At 70.9% G+C, this 17,741-nt stretch carries 16 protein-coding genes and 1 pseudogene; 13 read left to right on the top strand and 4 right to left on the bottom strand.

Going from position 1 to position 17,741, the window contains the following annotated elements; all coding sequences use genetic code 11:
• Positions 1 to 14: 14 nt before the first annotated feature.
• Both Leucomu_RS12495 and Leucomu_RS12490 read left to right on the top strand, forming a co-directional pair.
• On the top strand, positions 15 to 1,736 hold the full coding sequence (locus Leucomu_RS12495) for an acetolactate synthase catalytic subunit (RefSeq protein ID WP_128387422.1): 1,722 nt from the start codon (positions 15 to 17) through the stop codon (positions 1,734 to 1,736).
• On the top strand, positions 1,733 to 2,746 hold the full coding sequence (locus Leucomu_RS12490; protein ID WP_228407107.1) for an NAD(P)H-quinone oxidoreductase: 1,014 nt from the start codon (positions 1,733 to 1,735) through the stop codon (positions 2,744 to 2,746). The genes Leucomu_RS12495 and Leucomu_RS12490 overlap by 4 nt, the downstream gene beginning before the upstream one ends.
• Positions 2,747 to 2,810: 64 nt before the next feature.
• On the opposite strand, the gene Leucomu_RS12485 is transcribed toward Leucomu_RS12490, so the two are convergent.
• On the bottom strand, positions 2,811 to 3,935 hold the full coding sequence (locus tag Leucomu_RS12485; protein WP_128387421.1) for an alcohol dehydrogenase catalytic domain-containing protein: 1,125 nt from the start codon (positions 3,933 to 3,935) through the stop codon (positions 2,811 to 2,813).
• A 256-nt stretch (positions 3,936 to 4,191) separates the two neighbouring features.
• Between Leucomu_RS12485 and Leucomu_RS12480 the strand changes: the two genes are divergently transcribed.
• From Leucomu_RS12480 to Leucomu_RS12435, 10 genes are all read left to right on the top strand, one after another.
• Complete coding sequence (locus Leucomu_RS12480; protein WP_128387420.1) at positions 4,192 to 5,007, top strand: alpha/beta fold hydrolase; 816 nt, start codon at positions 4,192 to 4,194, stop codon at positions 5,005 to 5,007.
• Between the two features lie 25 nt (positions 5,008 to 5,032).
• On the top strand, positions 5,033 to 6,511 hold the full coding sequence (locus Leucomu_RS12475) for a flavin-containing monooxygenase (RefSeq protein ID WP_128387419.1): 1,479 nt from the start codon (positions 5,033 to 5,035) through the stop codon (positions 6,509 to 6,511).
• Positions 6,508 to 7,275 (top strand): SDR family NAD(P)-dependent oxidoreductase, encoded by a 768-nt coding sequence (locus tag Leucomu_RS12470; protein WP_164884559.1) that lies wholly within the window; start codon positions 6,508 to 6,510, stop codon positions 7,273 to 7,275. The genes Leucomu_RS12475 and Leucomu_RS12470 overlap by 4 nt, the downstream gene beginning before the upstream one ends.
• Positions 7,276 to 7,317: 42 nt before the next feature.
• Positions 7,318 to 8,193, top strand: coding sequence for an SDR family NAD(P)-dependent oxidoreductase (locus tag Leucomu_RS12465; RefSeq protein ID WP_164884558.1), 876 nt, complete (start codon positions 7,318 to 7,320; stop codon positions 8,191 to 8,193).
• 139 nt (positions 8,194 to 8,332) lie between these two features.
• Positions 8,333 to 9,211 (top strand): branched-chain amino acid ABC transporter permease, encoded by an 879-nt coding sequence (locus tag Leucomu_RS12460; protein ID WP_128387416.1) that lies wholly within the window; start codon positions 8,333 to 8,335, stop codon positions 9,209 to 9,211.
• A gap of 2 nt (positions 9,212 to 9,213) precedes the next feature.
• Positions 9,214 to 10,278 carry a branched-chain amino acid ABC transporter permease gene (locus Leucomu_RS12455; protein ID WP_128387415.1) on the top strand — a complete coding sequence of 355 codons (1,065 nt, stop codon included), beginning with the start codon at positions 9,214 to 9,216 and terminating at the stop codon, positions 10,276 to 10,278.
• Positions 10,268 to 11,005, top strand: coding sequence for an ABC transporter ATP-binding protein (locus Leucomu_RS12450; protein WP_128387414.1), 738 nt, complete (start codon positions 10,268 to 10,270; stop codon positions 11,003 to 11,005). The genes Leucomu_RS12455 and Leucomu_RS12450 overlap by 11 nt, the downstream gene beginning before the upstream one ends.
• Positions 10,992 to 11,696 carry an ABC transporter ATP-binding protein gene (locus tag Leucomu_RS12445; RefSeq protein WP_128387413.1) on the top strand — a complete coding sequence of 235 codons (705 nt, stop codon included), beginning with the start codon at positions 10,992 to 10,994 and terminating at the stop codon, positions 11,694 to 11,696. The genes Leucomu_RS12450 and Leucomu_RS12445 overlap by 14 nt, the downstream gene beginning before the upstream one ends.
• A 26-nt stretch (positions 11,697 to 11,722) precedes the next feature.
• On the top strand, positions 11,723 to 12,994 hold the full coding sequence (locus tag Leucomu_RS12440) for an ABC transporter substrate-binding protein (protein WP_128387412.1): 1,272 nt from the start codon (positions 11,723 to 11,725) through the stop codon (positions 12,992 to 12,994).
• 37 nt (positions 12,995 to 13,031) lie between these two features.
• Positions 13,032 to 13,781, top strand: a complete 750-nt coding sequence (locus Leucomu_RS12435) for a cyclase family protein (protein ID WP_128387411.1) — start codon at positions 13,032 to 13,034, stop codon at positions 13,779 to 13,781.
• Positions 13,782 to 13,868: 87 nt separating this feature from the next.
• On the opposite strand, the gene Leucomu_RS12430 is transcribed toward Leucomu_RS12435, so the two are convergent.
• Complete coding sequence (locus tag Leucomu_RS12430) at positions 13,869 to 15,098, bottom strand: heparan-alpha-glucosaminide N-acetyltransferase domain-containing protein (protein WP_128387410.1); 1,230 nt, start codon at positions 15,096 to 15,098, stop codon at positions 13,869 to 13,871.
• A gap of 10 nt (positions 15,099 to 15,108) precedes the next feature.
• On the bottom strand, positions 15,109 to 15,588 hold the full coding sequence (locus tag Leucomu_RS12425; RefSeq protein ID WP_128387409.1) for an ATP-dependent zinc protease family protein: 480 nt from the start codon (positions 15,586 to 15,588) through the stop codon (positions 15,109 to 15,111).
• 25 nt (positions 15,589 to 15,613) lie between these two features.
• Between Leucomu_RS12425 and Leucomu_RS12420 the strand changes: the two are divergent.
• Positions 15,614 to 16,811 (top strand): annotated as a pseudogene (locus Leucomu_RS12420) (RimK family alpha-L-glutamate ligase).
• Positions 16,812 to 16,931: 120 nt separating this feature from the next.
• Here the strand turns inward: Leucomu_RS12420 and Leucomu_RS12415 are convergent.
• Positions 16,932 to 17,660 (bottom strand): YceI family protein, encoded by a 729-nt coding sequence (locus Leucomu_RS12415; RefSeq protein WP_128387408.1) that lies wholly within the window; start codon positions 17,658 to 17,660, stop codon positions 16,932 to 16,934.
• Positions 17,661 to 17,741 lie beyond the last annotated feature (81 nt).

The raw sequence follows: 17,741 nt of genomic DNA, 5'->3' as shown, positions 1-17,741 counted from the left end.
GCGAAGGAGTGCTCATGTCTCAGACGGTGGTTCAGGCGATCGCGAAGGCGCTGGTGCGTCACGGTGTGACCGAGGTGTTCGGGCAGAGCCTGCCCTCAGCGTTCTTCCTGGAGGCCGAGAAGGCGGGCATCCGCCAGGTGATGTACCGCACGGAGAACGCGGGCGGCGCGATGGCCGACGGCTACGCCCGGGTGAGCAACCGCATCGGCATCATCGGCGCGCAGAACGGGCCCGCGGCGACGCTGCTCGTGCCGCCGATGACCGAGGCCATGCTGAGCTCGGTGCCGATGCTGGCGGTGGTGCAGGACGTGCCGACGCCCACTCGCGACCGCAACGCCTTCCAGGAGCTCGACCACCACGAGCTCTATTCGGGGTGCAGCAAGTGGACCCGCCGCGTCACCGACCTCTCCCGGGTCGACGACTACCTCGACATGGCGCTCACCGCGGCGACCTCGGGCCGCCCCGGCCCCGTCGTGCTGCTGCTGCCGAAGGACGTGATGATCGCCGACGCGCTGCCGCGGCCCCACGCCCGCGACGCTTCGCTCGGGCGGTTCCCGCTCGACCGCCCCCGCCCGGATCGGGCCGCGCTCGCCGAGGCGGCGCGGCTCATCGCCGAGGCGGACGCACCGGTGCTCATCGCGGGCGGCGGCGTGCAGCGCTCGGTCGCGTGCGACGTGCTCGCGAGCCTGCAGGATCGCGCCTCGCTGCCGGTGGCCACGACGAACATGGGCAAGGGGTCGGTCGACGAGCGGCACCCGCTCTCGATCGGAGTGATCGGCAACGTGATGGGCCGTCGCAGTTCCACGGCGTTCCAGCGCGACCTGCTCGCGTCGGCCGATGTCGTGGTGCTCGCAGGCAACCGCACGAACGAGAACGGCACCGACGGCTGGAGCCTCGTGCCGCCCGGAGCGCGGGTGATCCACCTCGACATCGACGGCACCGAGATCGGCCGCACCTACGAGGCGCTGCGACTCGTGGGCGATGTGCGCGCCGGTCTCGAGGATCTGCTCGAGGCCCTCGACGACGACGCGTGGCTCGAGCGCCGATCCGCGGCGCGGCCGGCGGTGGAGCAGCGGATCGCCGCGGCGCGCGAGGCGCACCGCGAGGAGTTCGCTCGGCTCGTCGACCTCGACGCGACCCCCATCCGCCCCGAGCGGGTGATGCGCGAGCTCGACGAGCGCCTCGCCGACGACACGATCGTCGTGGCCGATGCGAGCTACTCGACGATCTGGATGAACAACTACCTGACGGCGCGCCGCCCGGGCCAGCAGTTCCTCTCCCCGCGCGGCATGGCCGGCCTCGGCTGGGGTTTCCCGATGGCCCTGGGAGCGAAGCTCGCCCGGCCCGGCAGCGAGGTCGTGTGCATCAGCGGCGACGGCGGCTTCGGCCACGTGTGGCAGGAGATCGAGACCGCGGTGCGCGAGGAGCTGCCGCTCACCGTGCTGCTGCTGAACAACTCGATCCTGGGGTTTCAGAAGCACTCCGAGCTGGTGCAGTTCTCTGAGACCACCTCGGCGATCCGCTTCGCCGAGGTCGACCACGCCGCGATCGCGCGAGCGTGCGGCGCAGAGGGCGTGCGGGTGTCGAATCCCGATGAGATCGGGGCCGCGCTCGACGCGGCGCTCGGCAGCGGCTCGGTCACGGTGATCGAGATCATCACCGACTCCGACGCGTTCCCTCCCGTGACCGCGTGGGAGAAGCGGGCCGAGGTGCTGCCTGCGGTGGGCGAGCGATGACGATCGCCCACGAGATGCGCGTCGTCGAGCTCGACGGCTTCGGCGGCCCCGAGGTGCTCGGCATCGGGCGGGCTCCCGTGCCCGTGCCCGGAGAGGGGGAGGTGCTGATCCGCGTCGTCGCGGCGGGGTTCAACCGCGCCGACCTCGTGCAGCGCGAGGGCGGGTATCCGCCGCCGCCGGGCATCACCGACGTGCTCGGCCTCGAGTGCTCGGGAACCGTGGTCGCCCTGGGACCCGGCGCCCGGCGTTTCGGCGTGGGCGACGCGGTCTGCGCGCTGCTCGCCGGCGGCGGCTATGCGGAGTACGCGGCCGTGCCCGAGGCCCAGGTGCTGCCCGTGCCCGGCGGCGTCGACCTGGTCGAGGCCGCGGGGCTGCCCGAGGTGGCGTGCACGCTGCTCTCCAACTTCGCGCACCCCGAGCTGCCCCCGGCGGGCAGCTCGCTGCTCGTGCACGGCGGCAGCGGCGGGCTCGGCGGCTTCGCCGTGCAGCTCGGTGCGGCGCTCGGCTGGCGGGTCTTCGCGACCGCGGGCTCGGAGGGCGGCGTCGAGCACAGCCTCGCGGCGGGCGCCGAGGCGGCGTCCAACTACCGCGAGGAGGACTTCGTGGAGTTCGTGCGCGAGCGCACCGGGGGGCGCGGGGTCGACCTCGTGCTCGACGTGGTGGGCGGGTCGTACCTGCAGCGCAACCTCGCCGCGCTCGCCGTCGGGGGACGGCTGGCGATGGTGGCGGCGCTCGGAGGGGCGACGGCGGAGATCGACCTGCGCGTGCTCATGCGGCGACGGCTCACGGTGCACGGCTCGACGCTGCGCGCTCGGCCGGTGCACGGACCGGGCTCGAAGGAGGAGACCGTGCGCGCGGTCGAGCGCACGGTGTGGCCCCTGATCGAGAGCGGAGCGCTCAGGCCGCTGGCGGTGCACCGCGTGCCGTTCGCGCGGGTGCGCGAGCTGCACGAGCGGCACGGCGACCGCACCGTGCCGCCGGGGAAATCGGTGCTCGTGCTGGGGGAGTGACGGGGGGTGACGGCCCGGGGATCCGATGGATCTCCGGGCCGCTGCGCTGCTCGGGGTGCCGCCGTCACCCCTCGTCGTCGAAGCGGATGATCTGGCGGATCGCCTGGCCCGCTTCGAGCCGGTCGAGCGCCTCGTTGAGCTGGCCGAGCCGGATGGTCGACGTGGTGAGCTTCTCGACCGGCAGCGCGCCCGCTCTCCAGAGCCGCTCGTATTCCGGGATGTCGCGCGAGGGCACGGCCGAGCCGAGGTAGCAGCCGACGATCGATCGGGCCTCGGCGGTGATGCCGAGGGGGGCGATCGTAGAGGTGGCGTTCGGCGCGGGCAGCCCGGCGGTGACCGTCACACCGCCGGGCGCGGTCAGGGCGACCGCGGTCTCGAACGCGCGGGGGTGGCCGGCGGCCTCGACGACGACCGGGGCCTTGAGCCCGCGCTCGGCGGCCTGCGCGGGTGAGGCCGTCTCGTGGGCGCCCAGCTCGCGAGCCGTTTCGAGCTTCTCGTCGTTGGCGTCGACGCCGATCACGCGGCCACCGGCGGGCGCGGTGATGGCGATCGCGGTGAGCAGCGCCGCCATGCCGACGCCGCCGAGGCCGACGACGATCACGTCCTGCCCGGGCTCGAGCGATCCCGCGTTCTTCACGGCGCCGCCCCCGGTGAGCACGGCGCAGCCGAGCACCGCCGCGACCTCGGGCGGAACGTCGTCGCCGACCGGCACGACCGAGCGGCGATCGACGACCGCTCGGGTGGCGAAGCCGGAGACGCCGAGGTGATGGTTGACGGCCCCCCGAGCGTCGCGCAGACGGGACGCGCCCGAGGGGAGCACTCCGGCGGTGTTCGTGGCCGTGCCCTCGGTGCAGGGCATCTTGCCGCCGGTACGGCACGCGTCGCAGCGCTCGCAGCGGGGGAGGAAGACGGTGACGACGCGCTGGCCCTCGCGCAGATCGGAGACGCCGCCGCCCACGGCTTCGACGATGCCCGCCGCCTCGTGCCCGAGCAGCATGGGGAGTGGCCGCGGGCGGTTGCCGTTGATCACGGAGAGGTCGGAGTGGCAGAGGCCCGCGGCCTCGACGCGGATGAGCACCTCGCCATCGCCCGGAGGCTCGAGCTCGAGCTCCGTGATCTCGAGCGGGCGCGTCTGCGCGTAGGGCTGGGGAGCGGGTGAGGTGCGGAGCACGGCGCCGGTGATCTTCATCGTCGCTTCCTTGTCTTCTCGGGGCTGGGGTCGGGTGGCCCGGCGCGCTCCGAGTCGCCCCGCTGCAGCGGGAAACGGTTCTCGAACCCGAATTGCGGAGCGCGCCGGAGGGATCTATAGTGAGAGCGTACTCCGATCGGAGTGCACTCTCAATGAGGAGAAAGGCTCCTCATCCTGTGCCGGGCGACAGCCCGCGGAACAGCCCGAGTCAGACAGCGAAAGAGCAGCAGAAGTGAAGCTTCACCCCGACTCCGAAATGGGAGCCGTCGAACACGACGGCCGCACCATCGCCTTCCACGACACCGGCGCGCCGAACGACGGCCGCGTGCCCATCGTGCTCGTGCACGGCACCGGCGGAACCGCGGAGGCGCACTTCCGCACGGTCTACCCCATGCTCGCCGCACGCCACCGCGTGATCGCGCTCGACCTCGTGGTCTCGGACGACGACGAGCTGGATCACCTCATCGCCCAGGTGGTCGCGGTCATCGAGTCGCGCTCGCCCGGCGCGCCCGTGCACCTCGTCGGGTACTCGCTCGGATCCGTCGTCGTCGCCGCACTCGCGGGCCGACGCGCCGACCTCGTCGAGACCCTCACCCTGCTCGCGGGCTGGGTCGCCACCGACAAGCAGCAGCGACTGCGCTACGACGTGTGGGAGGCGCTGCGCGCCTCCGGCGGTCGAGCCCTGCAGGAGTTCCAGACCCTCATGGCCTTCGGATCGCGCTTCCTGCGCTCGCGATCCGACCGCGACCTCGAGCAGCTCATCACGAGCCGCGCCTTCCGCGACGGCATCGACGCCGAGATGCGGATCAACCGCACCGTCGACATCTCCGCCGACATCGCCCGCATCACCGCCCCCACCCTCGTGGTCGGCTGCGCCGGCGACCAGATGGTGCCGATCACCCACGCCTACATGCTGCTCGGCGGCATCGAGAACGCCCGCTTCGTCGAGATCGACTCCGGCCACGCCGTCACGGTCGAGCGCCCCGCGCAGGTCTTCATGCTGATCGACAACTTCGTCAAGAACCCGGACGAGCACGCAGCGGGCGAGACGATCCCGCAGCTCACGATCTGAATCGCAGTCAGGAGAAACACGAGCCATGACCCCCGCACCCTCCAGAACCGATGTCATCATCGTCGGCGCCGGCTTCGCCGGCGTCGGAATCGCCGTGCACCTGCGGCGCGAGACCGAGCAGAGCTTCGTCGTGCTCGAGCGCGGCCGCACCGTCGGCGGCGCCTGGCGCGACAACACCTATCCCGGCGCCGAGTGCGACGTGCCCTCGCACCTGTACTCCTACTCGTTCAGCCTCAACCCCCGCTGGACCAAGATGCACGCCCGCCAGCCCGAGATCCTCGAGTACATCGAGCGCGTGGCCGAGGAGGAGGGCGTCACCCCGCACATCCGCTTCGATCACAACGTCGACGACATCCGCTGGGACGAGGAGCGCTCGCTCTGGATCGCGCGCAGCGGCGACGCCGTCTTCGAGGCTCCGGCCATCGTGATGGCCGTCGGCTACCTCTCGGACGCGAAGTTCCCCGTCATCGAGGGCCTCGACAGCTTCGAGGGCCGCCTCTTCCACTCAGCCGAGTGGGATCACTCGGTCGACCTCGACGGCAAGCGCGTGGCCGTGATCGGCTCGGGCGCGAGCGCCATCCAGGTGATCCCCGAGGTCGCGAAGACCGCCGGCCGCCTCACGGTCTTCCAGCGCTCGGCCGCCTACGTGACCCCGCGCCACGACCCGGCCTACACCGAGGCGGAGAAGCGCATGTTCTCGCGCAATCCCGAACTCATGAAGCAGATCCGCGCCGACCTCTTCTGGGCGAACGAGGAGCGCTACGCGCAGCGCCGCGGCACCGAGACCCTCGTGGCGACCGTCACCAGGCAGGCGCTCGACCACCTCGCCGCGCAGATCCCCGAGGGCGAGCTGCGCGACCGGCTCACCCCCGACTACACGATCGGCTGCAAGCGCATCCTCAAGTCGAACGACTACTACCCCGCGTTCCTGCGCGACAACGTCACGCTCGTCTCCGACGGCATCGCCCGCGTCACGCCCCGCGGCGTCGTCTCCCCCGACGGCACGGAGCACGAGGCCGACGTGATCATCGCCTGCACCGGATTCGAGGCGACCGACATCCCCATGGCGCACCGAACCTTCGGACGCGGCGGCGTGTCGCTCCACGAGCGCTGGGACCGCGGCATGGAGGCCTACAAGACCACGGCCGTGAGCGGCTTCCCGAACCTGTGGTTCATCAAGGGTCCGAACACCGGCCTCGGCCACAACTCGGCCATCTACATCGCCGAGGCGCAGATGGACTACGTGCTCGAAGCGCTGAAGCGTATCGCCGCCGGTGAGACCCTCGAGATCCCGGCCGACGAGCAGGAGGCCTACATGGCCGAGGTCGAGCGCCTGAGCGCGGGCACCGTCTGGCTCTCCGGCGGATGCCGCAGCTGGTACGTCGACCCCCGCAGCAACCGCCTCACGACGCTGTGGCCCGACTTCTCGTTCACGTTCCGCGAGGTCAACAGCACCTTCGACGCCCAGCCCTACCGCCTCGAGACCGCCGAGGCGAACGCGTGAGCGCCGCTCAGCCGCCACTCGTCTCGGTCGTGACCGGCGCGGCCGGCGGGCTCGGAACCGCGATCGTCGAGCAGCTGCTCGACCGCGGAGACCTCGTCGTCGCGGTCGACACCTCCGAGGGGGCCCTGGACGCACTCGTGCAGCGCACGGGTTTCGGGCCCGACCGCCTGCTCGCCCTCGAGGCCGACGTCGCCTCGGCGGCCGACTGGCAGCGCGTGCGCGAGGCCGCGGTCGCTGAGTTCGGGGCACCGACCGTGCTGGTCAACAACGCCGGCATCTCGCCGAAGCACGACGGCGCCAAGCTGCTCGGCGTCGACATCCCGCTCGAGGAGTGGAACGCCGTGCTCGACGTCAACCTGACCGGCCCCTTCCTCGGCATCCAGGAGCTCGCCACCGGCATGGCGGAGGCCGGATTCGGCCGCATCGTCAACATGGCCTCGCTCGCGGCCCGCAGCGGTGGGCTCGTCGCCGGCGTGCACTACGCTGCAACCAAGACCGGACTCCTCGGCGTCACGCGCAGCTTCGCGCGCGAGCTCGCGCCGAGCGGGATCACCGTCAACGCCGTCGCCCCGGGGCGCATCGACAGCGGCATGGCGGGCATGGTCAGCGATCAGGTCAACGCCGACTACGCCGCGCGCATCCCCGCCGGGCGCCTCGGCACCGCCGAGGACATCGCGCGCACGGTGCGATTCCTGAGCGATCGCGACGCCGGCTTCATCACCGGCGCCACGATCGACGTGAACGGCGGATCGCACATGCAGTAGCGCCCCTCGGGTGCGAACGCGCGACGGCAGACGATGACAGACATGCAGAGGAAGAGGCAGACGGTGAAGACCAGCGGGGCAGTGAACTCCGGCGGAGACCGGGTGGTACTCGTCACGGGCGGCGCCAGCGGCATCGGCCTGGAGACCGCGCGTCGCCTCGCGGCGGCCGGGTACCGCGCGGTGCTCGTCGACCGCGATGGCGAGCAGGTGCGCGCCGCGGCCGCAGCGCTCGGGGAGCGGCACCTCGGCGTGGCCGCCGACGTCACCGACGAGGCATCGCTCGAGCGCGCCGTGGAACTCGCCGTGGAGCGCTTCGGCGGCATCGACGCGGTGATCGCCAACGCCGGGATCGGCAGCGCCTCGACGGTGCGCGCCTCGAGCACCGAGCAGCTGCTGCGCATCGTCGACGTCAACCTCTCCGGGCAGATCCGCACCGTGAAGGCCGTGCTCGAGCAGATCATCGCCAGCCGCGGCTACATCGCCTTCACCTGCTCGGCCGCGGTGCTCAAGAACACTCCCAAGTCGTCCGCCTACGCCGCCGCCAAGGCCGGCGTCGAGGCCTTCGCCGGCGCGCTGCGGCAGGAGGTCGCCCACCGCGGCGTCGACGTGGGCGTGTTCTACCCGGGCTGGACCCGCACCCCGCTGATCCAGAACGCTGGCTCCCGTGCTGCCGAGGGCAGCAAGAGCCTGCCCTGGCCCCTCAGCGTCACGAGCGAGGTCGACGAGGTTGCCGATGCGTACGCGCACGCCGTCGAGCAGCGTTCCCGCACCGCCTACTACCCCCGCGCGCACCGCTTCGTGCACTGGCTGCGACCGCTCTACACCGGGGCCGCCTGGGACCGCCGGCTCAGCCGCGACACCGAGCGCAAGGTGCGGGCGTGGGAGGCGGACTTCCTGCGCGAAGCAGGTAGCAGATGAACCGAACGGGATCCGCAGCCGCGGCCCGCGAACCATGGAAGGACCGCGTGCCGATGACGTCACGTAGACACCTCCGGGATAAACCCGGAGCCCAAGAACCGCACACACCAACTTCGATTCCACAGGAAGGAGCCGCCCTATGTGGGACCTGCTCGTTCTCGGCGTGATGGCCGGCGGAGTGCTCGCCCTCATCGCGGTCGGCCTCACCCTCATCTTCGGCGTGATGGACGTGATGAACTTCGCGCACGGCGAGTTCGTCATGCTCGGCATGCTCGCCACGACCGTCATCGTGCTCGGCACCGGGATGAACCCGTATCTGGTGGGCCTGCTCGTGCTGCTCGCCTCGCTGCCGATCTCGTACCTCATCTACATCGGCATCATCAGGCAGACGCTGGGCAAGTCGCTCAACGTGCAGATCTTCACGACGCTGGGTCTCAGCATCGTGCTGCAGGCGTCGGCGCTCATGTTCTTCGGCTCGCGCACCTTCGCGTTCTCCGACCCGTTCGCCTCCGAGCGCATCCGCGTGCTCGGCGTACCCGTCGAGATCGGGCGTGTCATCGCCTTCGTCGGCGGCATCCTGCTCGTCGCCGCGCTGTGGTTCTTCCTGTACCGCACCCGCTTCGGCAAGTCGATCCGCGCGGTCTCCGAGGACAACTACGCGGCGAAGGTCGTCGGCCTGCGCATCAACCGGGCCTACGCGACCGTGTTCGTGCTGGGCAGCGCATTCGCGGTCGCGGCCGGCGTGCTCATCGCGCCCTTCACCGCGGTCTCGTCGACCACGGGCCTCAACTACGTGCTCACGAGCTTCGTGATCGTGGTGCTCGGCGGCTTCGGCTCGGTGGGCGGCGCCTTCCTCGGCGGCCTGCTGGTGGGCATCATCGAAACCTTCGTGGGGTACTACTTCGGAACCCAGTGGATGCAGGCGTCGGTCTTCGTGCTCTTCGTACTCATCCTGGCGCTCCGCCCGCAGGGCTTCTTCGGCAAGAAGTCGCTCGACTCGGCGATGGTGGGTGGTTGATCATGCAGACGATCCGTCCCTACCTGCCGCTGGTCGCCATCGTGGTGCTCGTGATCGGCTACACCCTCACGGGCCCCAGCCGCATGAACCTCGACCTGCTCAACACGATCCTGATCTTCGCGACCTTCGCGACGGCCTGGAACATCGCGGGCGGCATGACCGGCCTCTTCTCGCTGGGCCACGGCGCGCTCTTCGCGATCGGAGCCTTCGGAACGACGATCCTGCGCCTCAGCCTCGGCGTGCCGACGCTGCTGGCGGTCCTCATCTCCGCAGCGGTCGCGGTGCTCGTCGCCCTGTTCATCGGCGCGATCAGCCTGCGCCTGCGCGGCCACTACTTCGGCCTCGCGACGCTCGGTCTCGCCGCGATCATGTTCATCGCCCTGCAGAACCTGTCGGACATCACCGGCGGCGACGAGGGCATCACGATCCCGAAGGACGTCTCGCCCGCGAACCTGATCTTCCAGACGAAGGACCAGTACGTCTTCCTGACGCTCGGCCTGTACGCCGTGACGGCGCTCGTGGTGATCATGCTCAGCCGCTCGAAGCGCGGCTACCAGATGCTCGCCGTGAAGGAGGACGAGGTGAGCGCCCGCTCCATCGGCATCCCCGCCGTGCGGGTGAAGCTGTTCGCCGTGGGGCTCTCGGGCTTCTTCTCGGCGCTGGCGGGCGCCGTGTTCGCGCAGTACACGCTCTACATCACGCCCTCCAACGTGGGATCCATCGCGGTCACCTGGGAACCGGCGCTCATGGCCATCATCGGCGGCATGGTCGGCGTGTTCGGGCCGCTCATCGGCGCCGCGCTGATCACGCTGCTCGAGCACTACGTCATCGAGGCGGTCGGATCGTCGATCCCCGGCCTCTCCAACTTCCTCTACGGCGCGCTGCTCATCATCTGCATCCTGCTGCTGCCGAACGGCGTCATGGGGATCCTGCGATCCGCGGCCGACTGGGTGCGGCGCAAGCTGAAGCGCGAGCCGAAGCCCGCCGACCGGATCGACACCGTGGCCGTGCCCCTGCCCGCCGCGGAGGACCCCATCGAAGCGAAGGAGGAGCACCGTGAGCGATAACGTGCTCGAAGTGCAGGGCGTCAGCATCGCCCTCGGAGGGCTGCAGATCCTCGACGACGTGCACCTCACCGCCGAGCGCGGTCAGATCACCGGTGTGATCGGCCCGAACGGCGCGGGGAAGACGACGCTCTTCAACATCGTCTCCGGCTTCATGAAACCAACCGCGGGCTCCGTGGTGTTCGACGGAGAGGAACTGGTCGGCAAGCTGCCCGAGCAGATCGCCCGCATGGGGCTCGTGCGCACCTTCCAGAAGGTGCGCGGCCTACCGCAGCTCAGCGTGCGCGAGAACGTCATGATCGGCGCTCTCAACCACCGGCACCGGCTGCAGGACACCGACGAGGTCGTGAACCGCCTGCTGAACGACCTCGGACTCACGGCCTACGCCGAGGCCACCGCAGCGTCGCTGCCCATCGGCCTGCGGAAGCGGCTCGAGGTGGCGCGCGTGCTCGCGGCCGAACCGCAGCTCGTGCTGCTGGACGAGGTCATGGGCGGTCTCGTGCCGTCCGAGATCAACGAGATGATGCAGCTCATCCGCCGACTCGCCGACTCGGGCACCTCGGTGGTCCTCATCGAGCACCACATGAAGGCCGTGATGGGGCTCTCGAAGCACGTCATCGTGCTCGAGCGCGGCCGCAACCTCGCAGAGGGCACACCCTCCGAGGTCACGAGCGATCCCGGGGTGCTGACCGCCTACCTCGGAGAGGGGTACCAGCATGTTGCGCATTGAACATCTCGCGGTGTCGTACGGCCGCGCGAAGGTGCTCACCGACCTCAGCCTGAACGTCGAACAGGGTGAGATCGTCGCCCTGCTCGGCGGAAACGGCGTCGGCAAGACCACCACGCTGAAGGCCGTGTCGGGGCTCGTGCGCCCGCGCGGCGGGCGCATCACCTTCGAGGGCAGGCCGATCACGGGCCTCCCCACCCACACGATCGCGCAGATGGGGATCGCCCACTGCCCCGAGGGGAGACGGCTCTTCGGCGGCATGACCGTCGAGGACAACCTGCTGCTCGGCGCCGTGACCCGAGCCGCCCGCGAGAAGCAGCGGGACGGGCTCGAGCGCATCTTCGAGCTCTTCCCGATCCTGCTCGAGCGCCGCAAGCAGCACGCCGGCCTGCTTTCGGGCGGTCAGCAGCAGATGGTCGCCATCGGTCGCGCGCTGATGGCCGACCCTCGGCTGCTGATCCTCGACGAGCCCTCGCTCGGCCTCGCCCCGAAGGTGGTCACCGAGGTGTTCGAGGTGCTCCAGTCGGTGCGCGACACCGGGGTCACCGTGCTGCTCGTGGAACAGAACGTCGCCCAGGCGCTTGGCATGGCCGATCGAGGCTATGTGATCGAGCAGGGCGAGATCGCTCTCCAGGGCGAGGCGCAGGCGCTCCTCGACGACGAAGAGCTGCAAAAGGCCTATCTCGGCATTTGAACCAACACACGAAAGGTTATCGACGAATGAAGAAGAAGTTCCTGACCGGAATGGCGCTCGCGGTGAGCGCCACCCTGGCGGTCGGCCTCGCCGGCTGCTCCTCGGGCGGATCGGAGGGCGCCGATGGCGACGTCATCACGATCGGTCGCATCCTCCCCCTGAGCGGCCCGCTCGCCGGCACCGGCACCCGAGTCGCCGAGGGCAGCGAGATCGCGCGCCAGCTCGTCAACGAGGACGGCGGCATCAACGGCATGCAGGTGGAGTACACCGACATCGACGCCCCCGACGAGGAGGGCGCCCGCCGCGGCGCCGAGCGCCTGCTGAACGAGGACATCGATGTCGTGCTCGGCACCTTCGGCTCGGCGCTCGCGCTCGCCGCGATCCCCGTGATCACCGGCGAGGGCGGCCTCTACTGGGAGACCGGCGCCTCGGCCGTCGCCATCACCAACGGCGACAACGACAACATCTACCGCGTCTCGAGCACCGCCGCGCAGATCGGCAGCGACGCCGTCGACTTCGCCGCCGACGTGCTGGCCGAGAAGCTGGGCAAGGCGCCCGGGGACCTCACCGTCGCCTGGGCCGGGGTCAACAACACCTACGGTTCCGACGTGCTCGCCGGCGTGCAGGAATCGGCCGACGAGAACGGCATGGACATCGTGCTCGAGGAGGCGTATCCGATGGACAGCGCCGACCTCACGAGCGTCGCCCTCAAGATCCGCGACGCCGCGCCCGACGTGCTCGTGCTCACCAGCTACGACGCCGACGCCGCGGCCCTCGGCCGCGCGATGCGCGCCGCCGACGTGGCTCCCCCCCCCGCCGTGATCGGCTCGGGCGGCGGCCACGTCAACGAAGCGTGGATGGAGTCGATGGGCGACAGCGGCAACGGCTTCTTCAACGTCGGCTTCACCTCGCAGCTCAACCCCGAGGGTCTGGAGCCCGAGGCGAAGGAGCTCTACGACCGCTTCGTCGCGCGCTTCGCCGAGGAGAACGACGGCGCCGAGCCGGGCGCGTTCGACATGAACGGCTTCGTGGGCGCCATGGCGCTCTTCGACACCATGCAGCAGGCCGACGAGATCACCCCCGAGGCCATCGCCGCCGCGGCCGACGAGATGTCGCTCGAGGAGCGCACCCTCATCGACGGCACCGGCCTGGCATTCGACGAGAACGGCCAGAACGAGCGGGCGTTCTACTTCGTGAGCCAGTGGCAGAACGGCGAGATCGTGCCCGTCTACCCGGCCGATCTCGCACTCTCCGAGCCGGCGAACGTGCCCCTCCCCGCCTGGGGCGAAGCGCGCTGATCCGCGCTAGGGTGCGACTGGACTGAAAGGCGGCGGCATGTCGAAGCAGGTAACCGATCTCACGCACACGATCCGGGAGGGCATGGCGGGGCACCCCACCCACGGCAGAACCCCGGTGAAGCTCGTGGGATCGCTCAACCACTGGGCCTACGCGCACGCTGAGCGCTTCAACCCCTACGACGGCCGCCGCCTCTCATTCCAGAACGAGCAGTGGGTGATGAACGGCAACACCGGCACCCACATGGACTCGGTCTTCCACGGCGACCCCGACACCGAGTACTCGGCGGAGCGCATGCCGATCGAGTGCGGGTACGGCACCGCCGTGTGGCTCGACTGCACGGCGGTGTTCGGGCCGCGCGGCGAGATCACGCCCGAGGTGCTCGAGCGCGCCGAGCAGGCCTCGGGCGAGCGCATCCGGCCGGGTGACATCGTGCTGATCCACACGGGCTGGTCGCGTTACTACGAGAGCGATCCCCGGAAGTACCTCGATGAGCACATGGGCCTCACGCAGGAGGCCGGCGAGTGGCTGCGCGGGCGCGGCGCCCGCACCGTGGGCATCGACTGCGCGACGGTCGAGACCACGGCCGGCGCGCTCTCCGCCCCCGTGCACATGAACTACCTGCGGCCGGGGTCGCTCGGGCTCGCCCCCGACGACTTCATCGCCATCATCGAGAACCTCACGGGCATCGACCGGATCCCCGCGCACCGCTTCGAGTTCGTGGGGATGCCCCTGCCGCTCGAGGGGTCGAGCGCGAGCCCCATCCGGGCGATCGCGATCACGCAGTAGAGGGGCCGCTCGGCCCGACTCCCGCGCAGAGCGGACGTTCTTCGCCGTGCAAGGCCGCACCGATCCGAGCCGCCGAGGACGACCCGGCTAGGCCCGCACCGCGACGCGCACCGCGCCCGAGAGCACCGCCTCGAGCGGGCCGCGACGGCCGGTCGCCGACAGGATCGCGCCGATCCCGAGCACACCGGCCAGCTGCAGCAGGAAGGCCCCGAGCCCCGCGGTCCACCACGGCAGCCCGTCGAGCAGCAGGCCGGGATCCTCCATCACCGGCCCCAGCAGCCAGCCGGTCGCGATCACGTGCAGCGCGTAGATCGTGAGCGGCGCCGCACCCGCGGCGCGCACGGCGTCGAGCAGGCGCCCCGGCGCGCGCCGGGCGACGGCCGTGCCGGCCCGGCCTCCGCTGTCGCACAGCAGCACGAGCAGGCCGATCACGGCGAACGCGATGCCGAGGGTGCGCAGCAGATCGACGGGCGAACCCGAGTGGGGCGTCGCGAGCAGTTGCGCCCACAGCTCGGGCGCGAGCGGCGCTCCGGAGGCGGACTCGACGAGCAGCTCGGGATCGGCCGCGGCGGCGCCCCCGGTCAGCCCGAACGAGGCCGGCTCCGAGATCACCAGGTTCGAGACCAGCTGGGCCACGACCGCGAGCAGCGCACCGCCCCCGGCGAGCACGGCCGAGACCCGGCCCAGCCGCCCCCGCAGAGCGCCCGCCACGAGCAGCCGGCCGACGAGCGCACCCACCAGCAGGTAGACCGACCAGGTGATCGCCGGGTAGACGCCCGTGAGCAGCAGCGCGCGCACCGCCTCGACCCAGTCGTCGCCGAACGTCTCGAAGGTGACGGACCGGCCCTCGAAGCCGTCGACGTCGAGGGCCGCCCGGGCGGCCGAGTTCCACGTCCCGCCCGCGATCCCGAGCACCGCCGCGACCGCGCCGATCAGCCAGCCGCGCGCCGCGATCAACGGCGCGACCAGCATCATCGCCGCCCCGTAGTAGGCGAGCACCACCACGACGGGGTTCTCGATCATGCCGAGCAGCAGGCCGATGAGCACGAGCAGCGCGCCGCGCAGCGCTACGGCGGCGACCGCCGCCCCCGTGCGGTGCTCGCGCAGCAGCCGGCGCGTCGCGAAGACCGAACTTAGCCCGCCGAGCACGGCGAAGAGCGGCGCGGCGATCCCCTCCGTGAGCGTGTCCGTGAACTCCGCCGCATCGAGTGCGAACTGTGAGGCGGCGGGATCCCAGACGGCGAAGCCGACGAGGTGCGCCGCCATCATGCCGACGATGGCGAGAAAGCGCGCGAGGTCGACGCCGACGTAGCGCACCGGTCGACCCCTAGGCGCGGCCGCGATTGCGGCGCCGGATGCCCCGCGGCGGCTTGCCGCCCAGGAACGACGCGGCCGAGTCGACGACGAACCCCCGGCGCAGCGCCTCGCGGCCGATGAGCATGCGGAACACCATCTCGTCGCGATCCGTCAGCGTCACCTCGGCCTCGATGACCCGGCCCGCGAGGCCGACGTCCATCAGCACCACCGGTCGCAGCTGCGAGTGCCCCGACGAGCTGCGCACCGTGCGGCGGTCGTGCACCGGCAGCTCGACCGCGACCGCGTCCTCCTCGGTGAGCTGCCACGGCTGCACCAGGAATCGTACCCACGACTCGCCGTCGCGCTCGAACTCCTCGATCTCCGTCGCGTGCAGCGCCGAGGTCTGCGCGCCGGTGTCCACCTTCGCCTTGACCCACGGAACGCCGATGCCCGGCAGCGACACCCATTCACGCCAGCCCGTGAGGGTGCTTGAATGGTCGGGTACGGTCACGCATCTATCTTGGCAGGAAATCACGGTGAAACTCGCGATTCTTTCGCGCGCCCCGCAGGCGTACTCGACGCAGCGGCTGCAGGCAGCAGCCGAGCAGCGCGGACACACGGCCAGGGTGCTCAACACGCTGCGCTTCGCCATCGACCTCGCCGGCGACGAGCCCGATCTGCTGTACCGCGGCAAACAGCTGAGCGACTACGACGCGATCCTGCCCCGCATCGGCAGCTCCATCACCTACTTCGGCACCGCGGTCGTGCGCCAGTTCGAGCAGATGGACGTCTACACCCCGAACACCGCGGGCGGCATCTCGAACGCGCGCGACAAGCTGCGCGCCATCCAGATCCTCTCCCGCCACAACATCGACATGCCCGCGACCGCGTTCGTGCGCAACCGCGCCGACGTGCGGGCGGCGATCGAGAGCGTGGGCGGCGCGCCCGTCGTGATCAAGCTGCTCGAGGGCACCCAGGGCATCGGCGTGATCCTCGCGCCGCAGGTGAAGGTGGCCGAGGCCATCATCGAGACGCTCCACTCCACTCGTCAGAACGTGCTCATCCAGCGCTTCGTCGCCGAGAGCCGCGGGCGGGACGTGCGCGCGCTCGTGGTCGGGGATCGTGTCGTCGCCGCCATGCGCCGCCGCGCCAGCGGGGACGAGTTCCGCTCGAACGTGCACCGCGGCGGCACCGTCGAGCCCGTGCAGCTCGACCCCGCCTACGAGCAGGTCGCCGTGCGCGCCGCCCAGATCATGGGGCTGCGCGTGGCGGGCGTCGACATGCTCGAGGGCGATGAGGGCCCGCTCGTGATGGAGGTCAACTCCTCGCCGGGTCTGCAGGGCATCGAGCAGGCCACCGGCCTCGACGTCGCCGGCGCGAACATCGACTACATCGGGGGGGGGGCAGGTCGACTTCCCCGAGATCGACGTGCGGCAGCGCCTGAGCGTCTCCACCGGGTACGGCGTGGCCGAGCTCACCATGCACGGCTCCGAGCACGTCGGCAAGACGCTCGGAGATCTCGGGCTGTGGGATCGCGACATCACCGTGCTCACGCTGCACCGCGGGGTGCAGGTGATCCCGAACCCTCGCAAGCACGTGGTGCTCGAGGCCGAGGACCGTCTGCTGTGCTTCGGCAGGCTCGAGGAGATGCGCTCGATGATCCCCGAGCGCCGCCGGCGGCGCGCCCGCGTGCGCAAGCTGCCGAAGTCGGCGCAGGATCTCGCGGACGGATAGGGCTCACGCGGGGTCGCTCCATCGAGTCGACCTATTCGTATCGAGCCGGCCTGTTCTTCGCGCAAATCATAGGCCGACTCGATACGAATAGGCCGAGTCGGCGAACTCGGGGGAGCGCGATCACCCCTGCTCGGCGGTGAGCTGGAACTCGACGAAGCCCTCGGGCTCCACCTGCACGAAGCCGAGGCTCGGCGCCTCGACGCCGAAGTCGGCGAAGACGATGGGGATGCTGCCCGCGATCTCGGCCACGGCGCCCGCGCCGTCGACTCCCGCGGAGCCCCGCACCTGCACCTCGGCGGTGACGAGCTGCGTGACCCCGGCGATCGTGAGCTCGCCGGTCGCGGTGGCCTGCGCCACGTCGCCCTCCTCGGGGGCCGCGTCGAGGGTGACGGGCTCGGTGAGGGTGAACGTGGCCGTCGGGTGCTTGGAGGCGCGCAGCGCGCTGTCGCGGAAGTACGCGTCGCGCTGCGGGCTGTCGGTGCTGATCGAGGCGACGTCGACCGTGAGCTCGGCGGCCTCGAGGGTGAGGCCGTCCTCGCCGACCGTGAACGTCCCCGAGACGTCGCTCGTGCGCCCGGTCACCGTGACGTCGGTGCCGTTCAGCACCTCGTCGACGCGGTACCCCGCCTCCGAACCGTCTGCGACGCTCCACTCCCCGACCAGGGCGGCGGGGTCGAGCGGTCCGCCGGTCGGCTCCAGCATGCTCGAGTCGCCGCTGAGGCTCGGCGCATCGGCGGCGGGAGGGGCGATGAAGTCGCGGTAGATGATGGGCCCCGCGACGGCCGCGGCCACGGCGAGCGCGAGCACGCCGGCTCCGGCGCCGATGAGGATCTTCTGGGACTTCTGCACGGGCTGCTCCTCTGCGCTGCGGACGATCTGCGATGGGCGGGATGCATCCCACCCTCGCAGCCGCCCCGATGAGGAAGCTCG

It is taken from the genome of Leucobacter muris (genome assembly GCF_004028235.1).
Taxonomy (GTDB): domain Bacteria; phylum Actinomycetota; class Actinomycetes; order Actinomycetales; family Microbacteriaceae; genus Leucobacter; species Leucobacter muris.
Note: the sequence above shows the minus strand (reverse complement) of the source record. Positions and strands in the feature narration are given on the sequence as shown.

Excerpts from the sequence above, each read along its gene's own strand:
- Leucomu_RS12495 (WP_128387422.1), top strand. The coding sequence starts at position 15 with ATGTCTCAGACGGTGGTTCAGGCGATCGCGAAGGCGCTGGTGCGTCAC.
- Leucomu_RS12490 (WP_228407107.1), top strand. The coding sequence starts at position 1,733 with ATGACGATCGCCCACGAGATGCGCGTCGTCGAGCTCGACGGCTTCGGC.
- Leucomu_RS12485 (WP_128387421.1), bottom strand. The coding sequence starts at position 3,935 with ATGAAGATCACCGGCGCCGTGCTCCGCACCTCACCCGCTCCCCAGCCC.
- Leucomu_RS12480 (WP_128387420.1), top strand. The coding sequence starts at position 4,192 with ATGGGAGCCGTCGAACACGACGGCCGCACCATCGCCTTCCACGACACC.
- Leucomu_RS12475 (WP_128387419.1), top strand. The coding sequence starts at position 5,033 with ATGACCCCCGCACCCTCCAGAACCGATGTCATCATCGTCGGCGCCGGC.
- Leucomu_RS12465 (WP_164884558.1), top strand. The coding sequence starts at position 7,318 with ATGCAGAGGAAGAGGCAGACGGTGAAGACCAGCGGGGCAGTGAACTCC.
- Leucomu_RS12460 (WP_128387416.1), top strand. The coding sequence starts at position 8,333 with ATGTGGGACCTGCTCGTTCTCGGCGTGATGGCCGGCGGAGTGCTCGCC.
- Leucomu_RS12455 (WP_128387415.1), top strand. The coding sequence starts at position 9,214 with ATGCAGACGATCCGTCCCTACCTGCCGCTGGTCGCCATCGTGGTGCTC.
- Leucomu_RS12445 (WP_128387413.1), top strand. The coding sequence starts at position 10,992 with ATGTTGCGCATTGAACATCTCGCGGTGTCGTACGGCCGCGCGAAGGTG.
- Leucomu_RS12440 (WP_128387412.1), top strand. The coding sequence starts at position 11,723 with ATGAAGAAGAAGTTCCTGACCGGAATGGCGCTCGCGGTGAGCGCCACC.
- Leucomu_RS12435 (WP_128387411.1), top strand. The coding sequence starts at position 13,032 with ATGTCGAAGCAGGTAACCGATCTCACGCACACGATCCGGGAGGGCATG.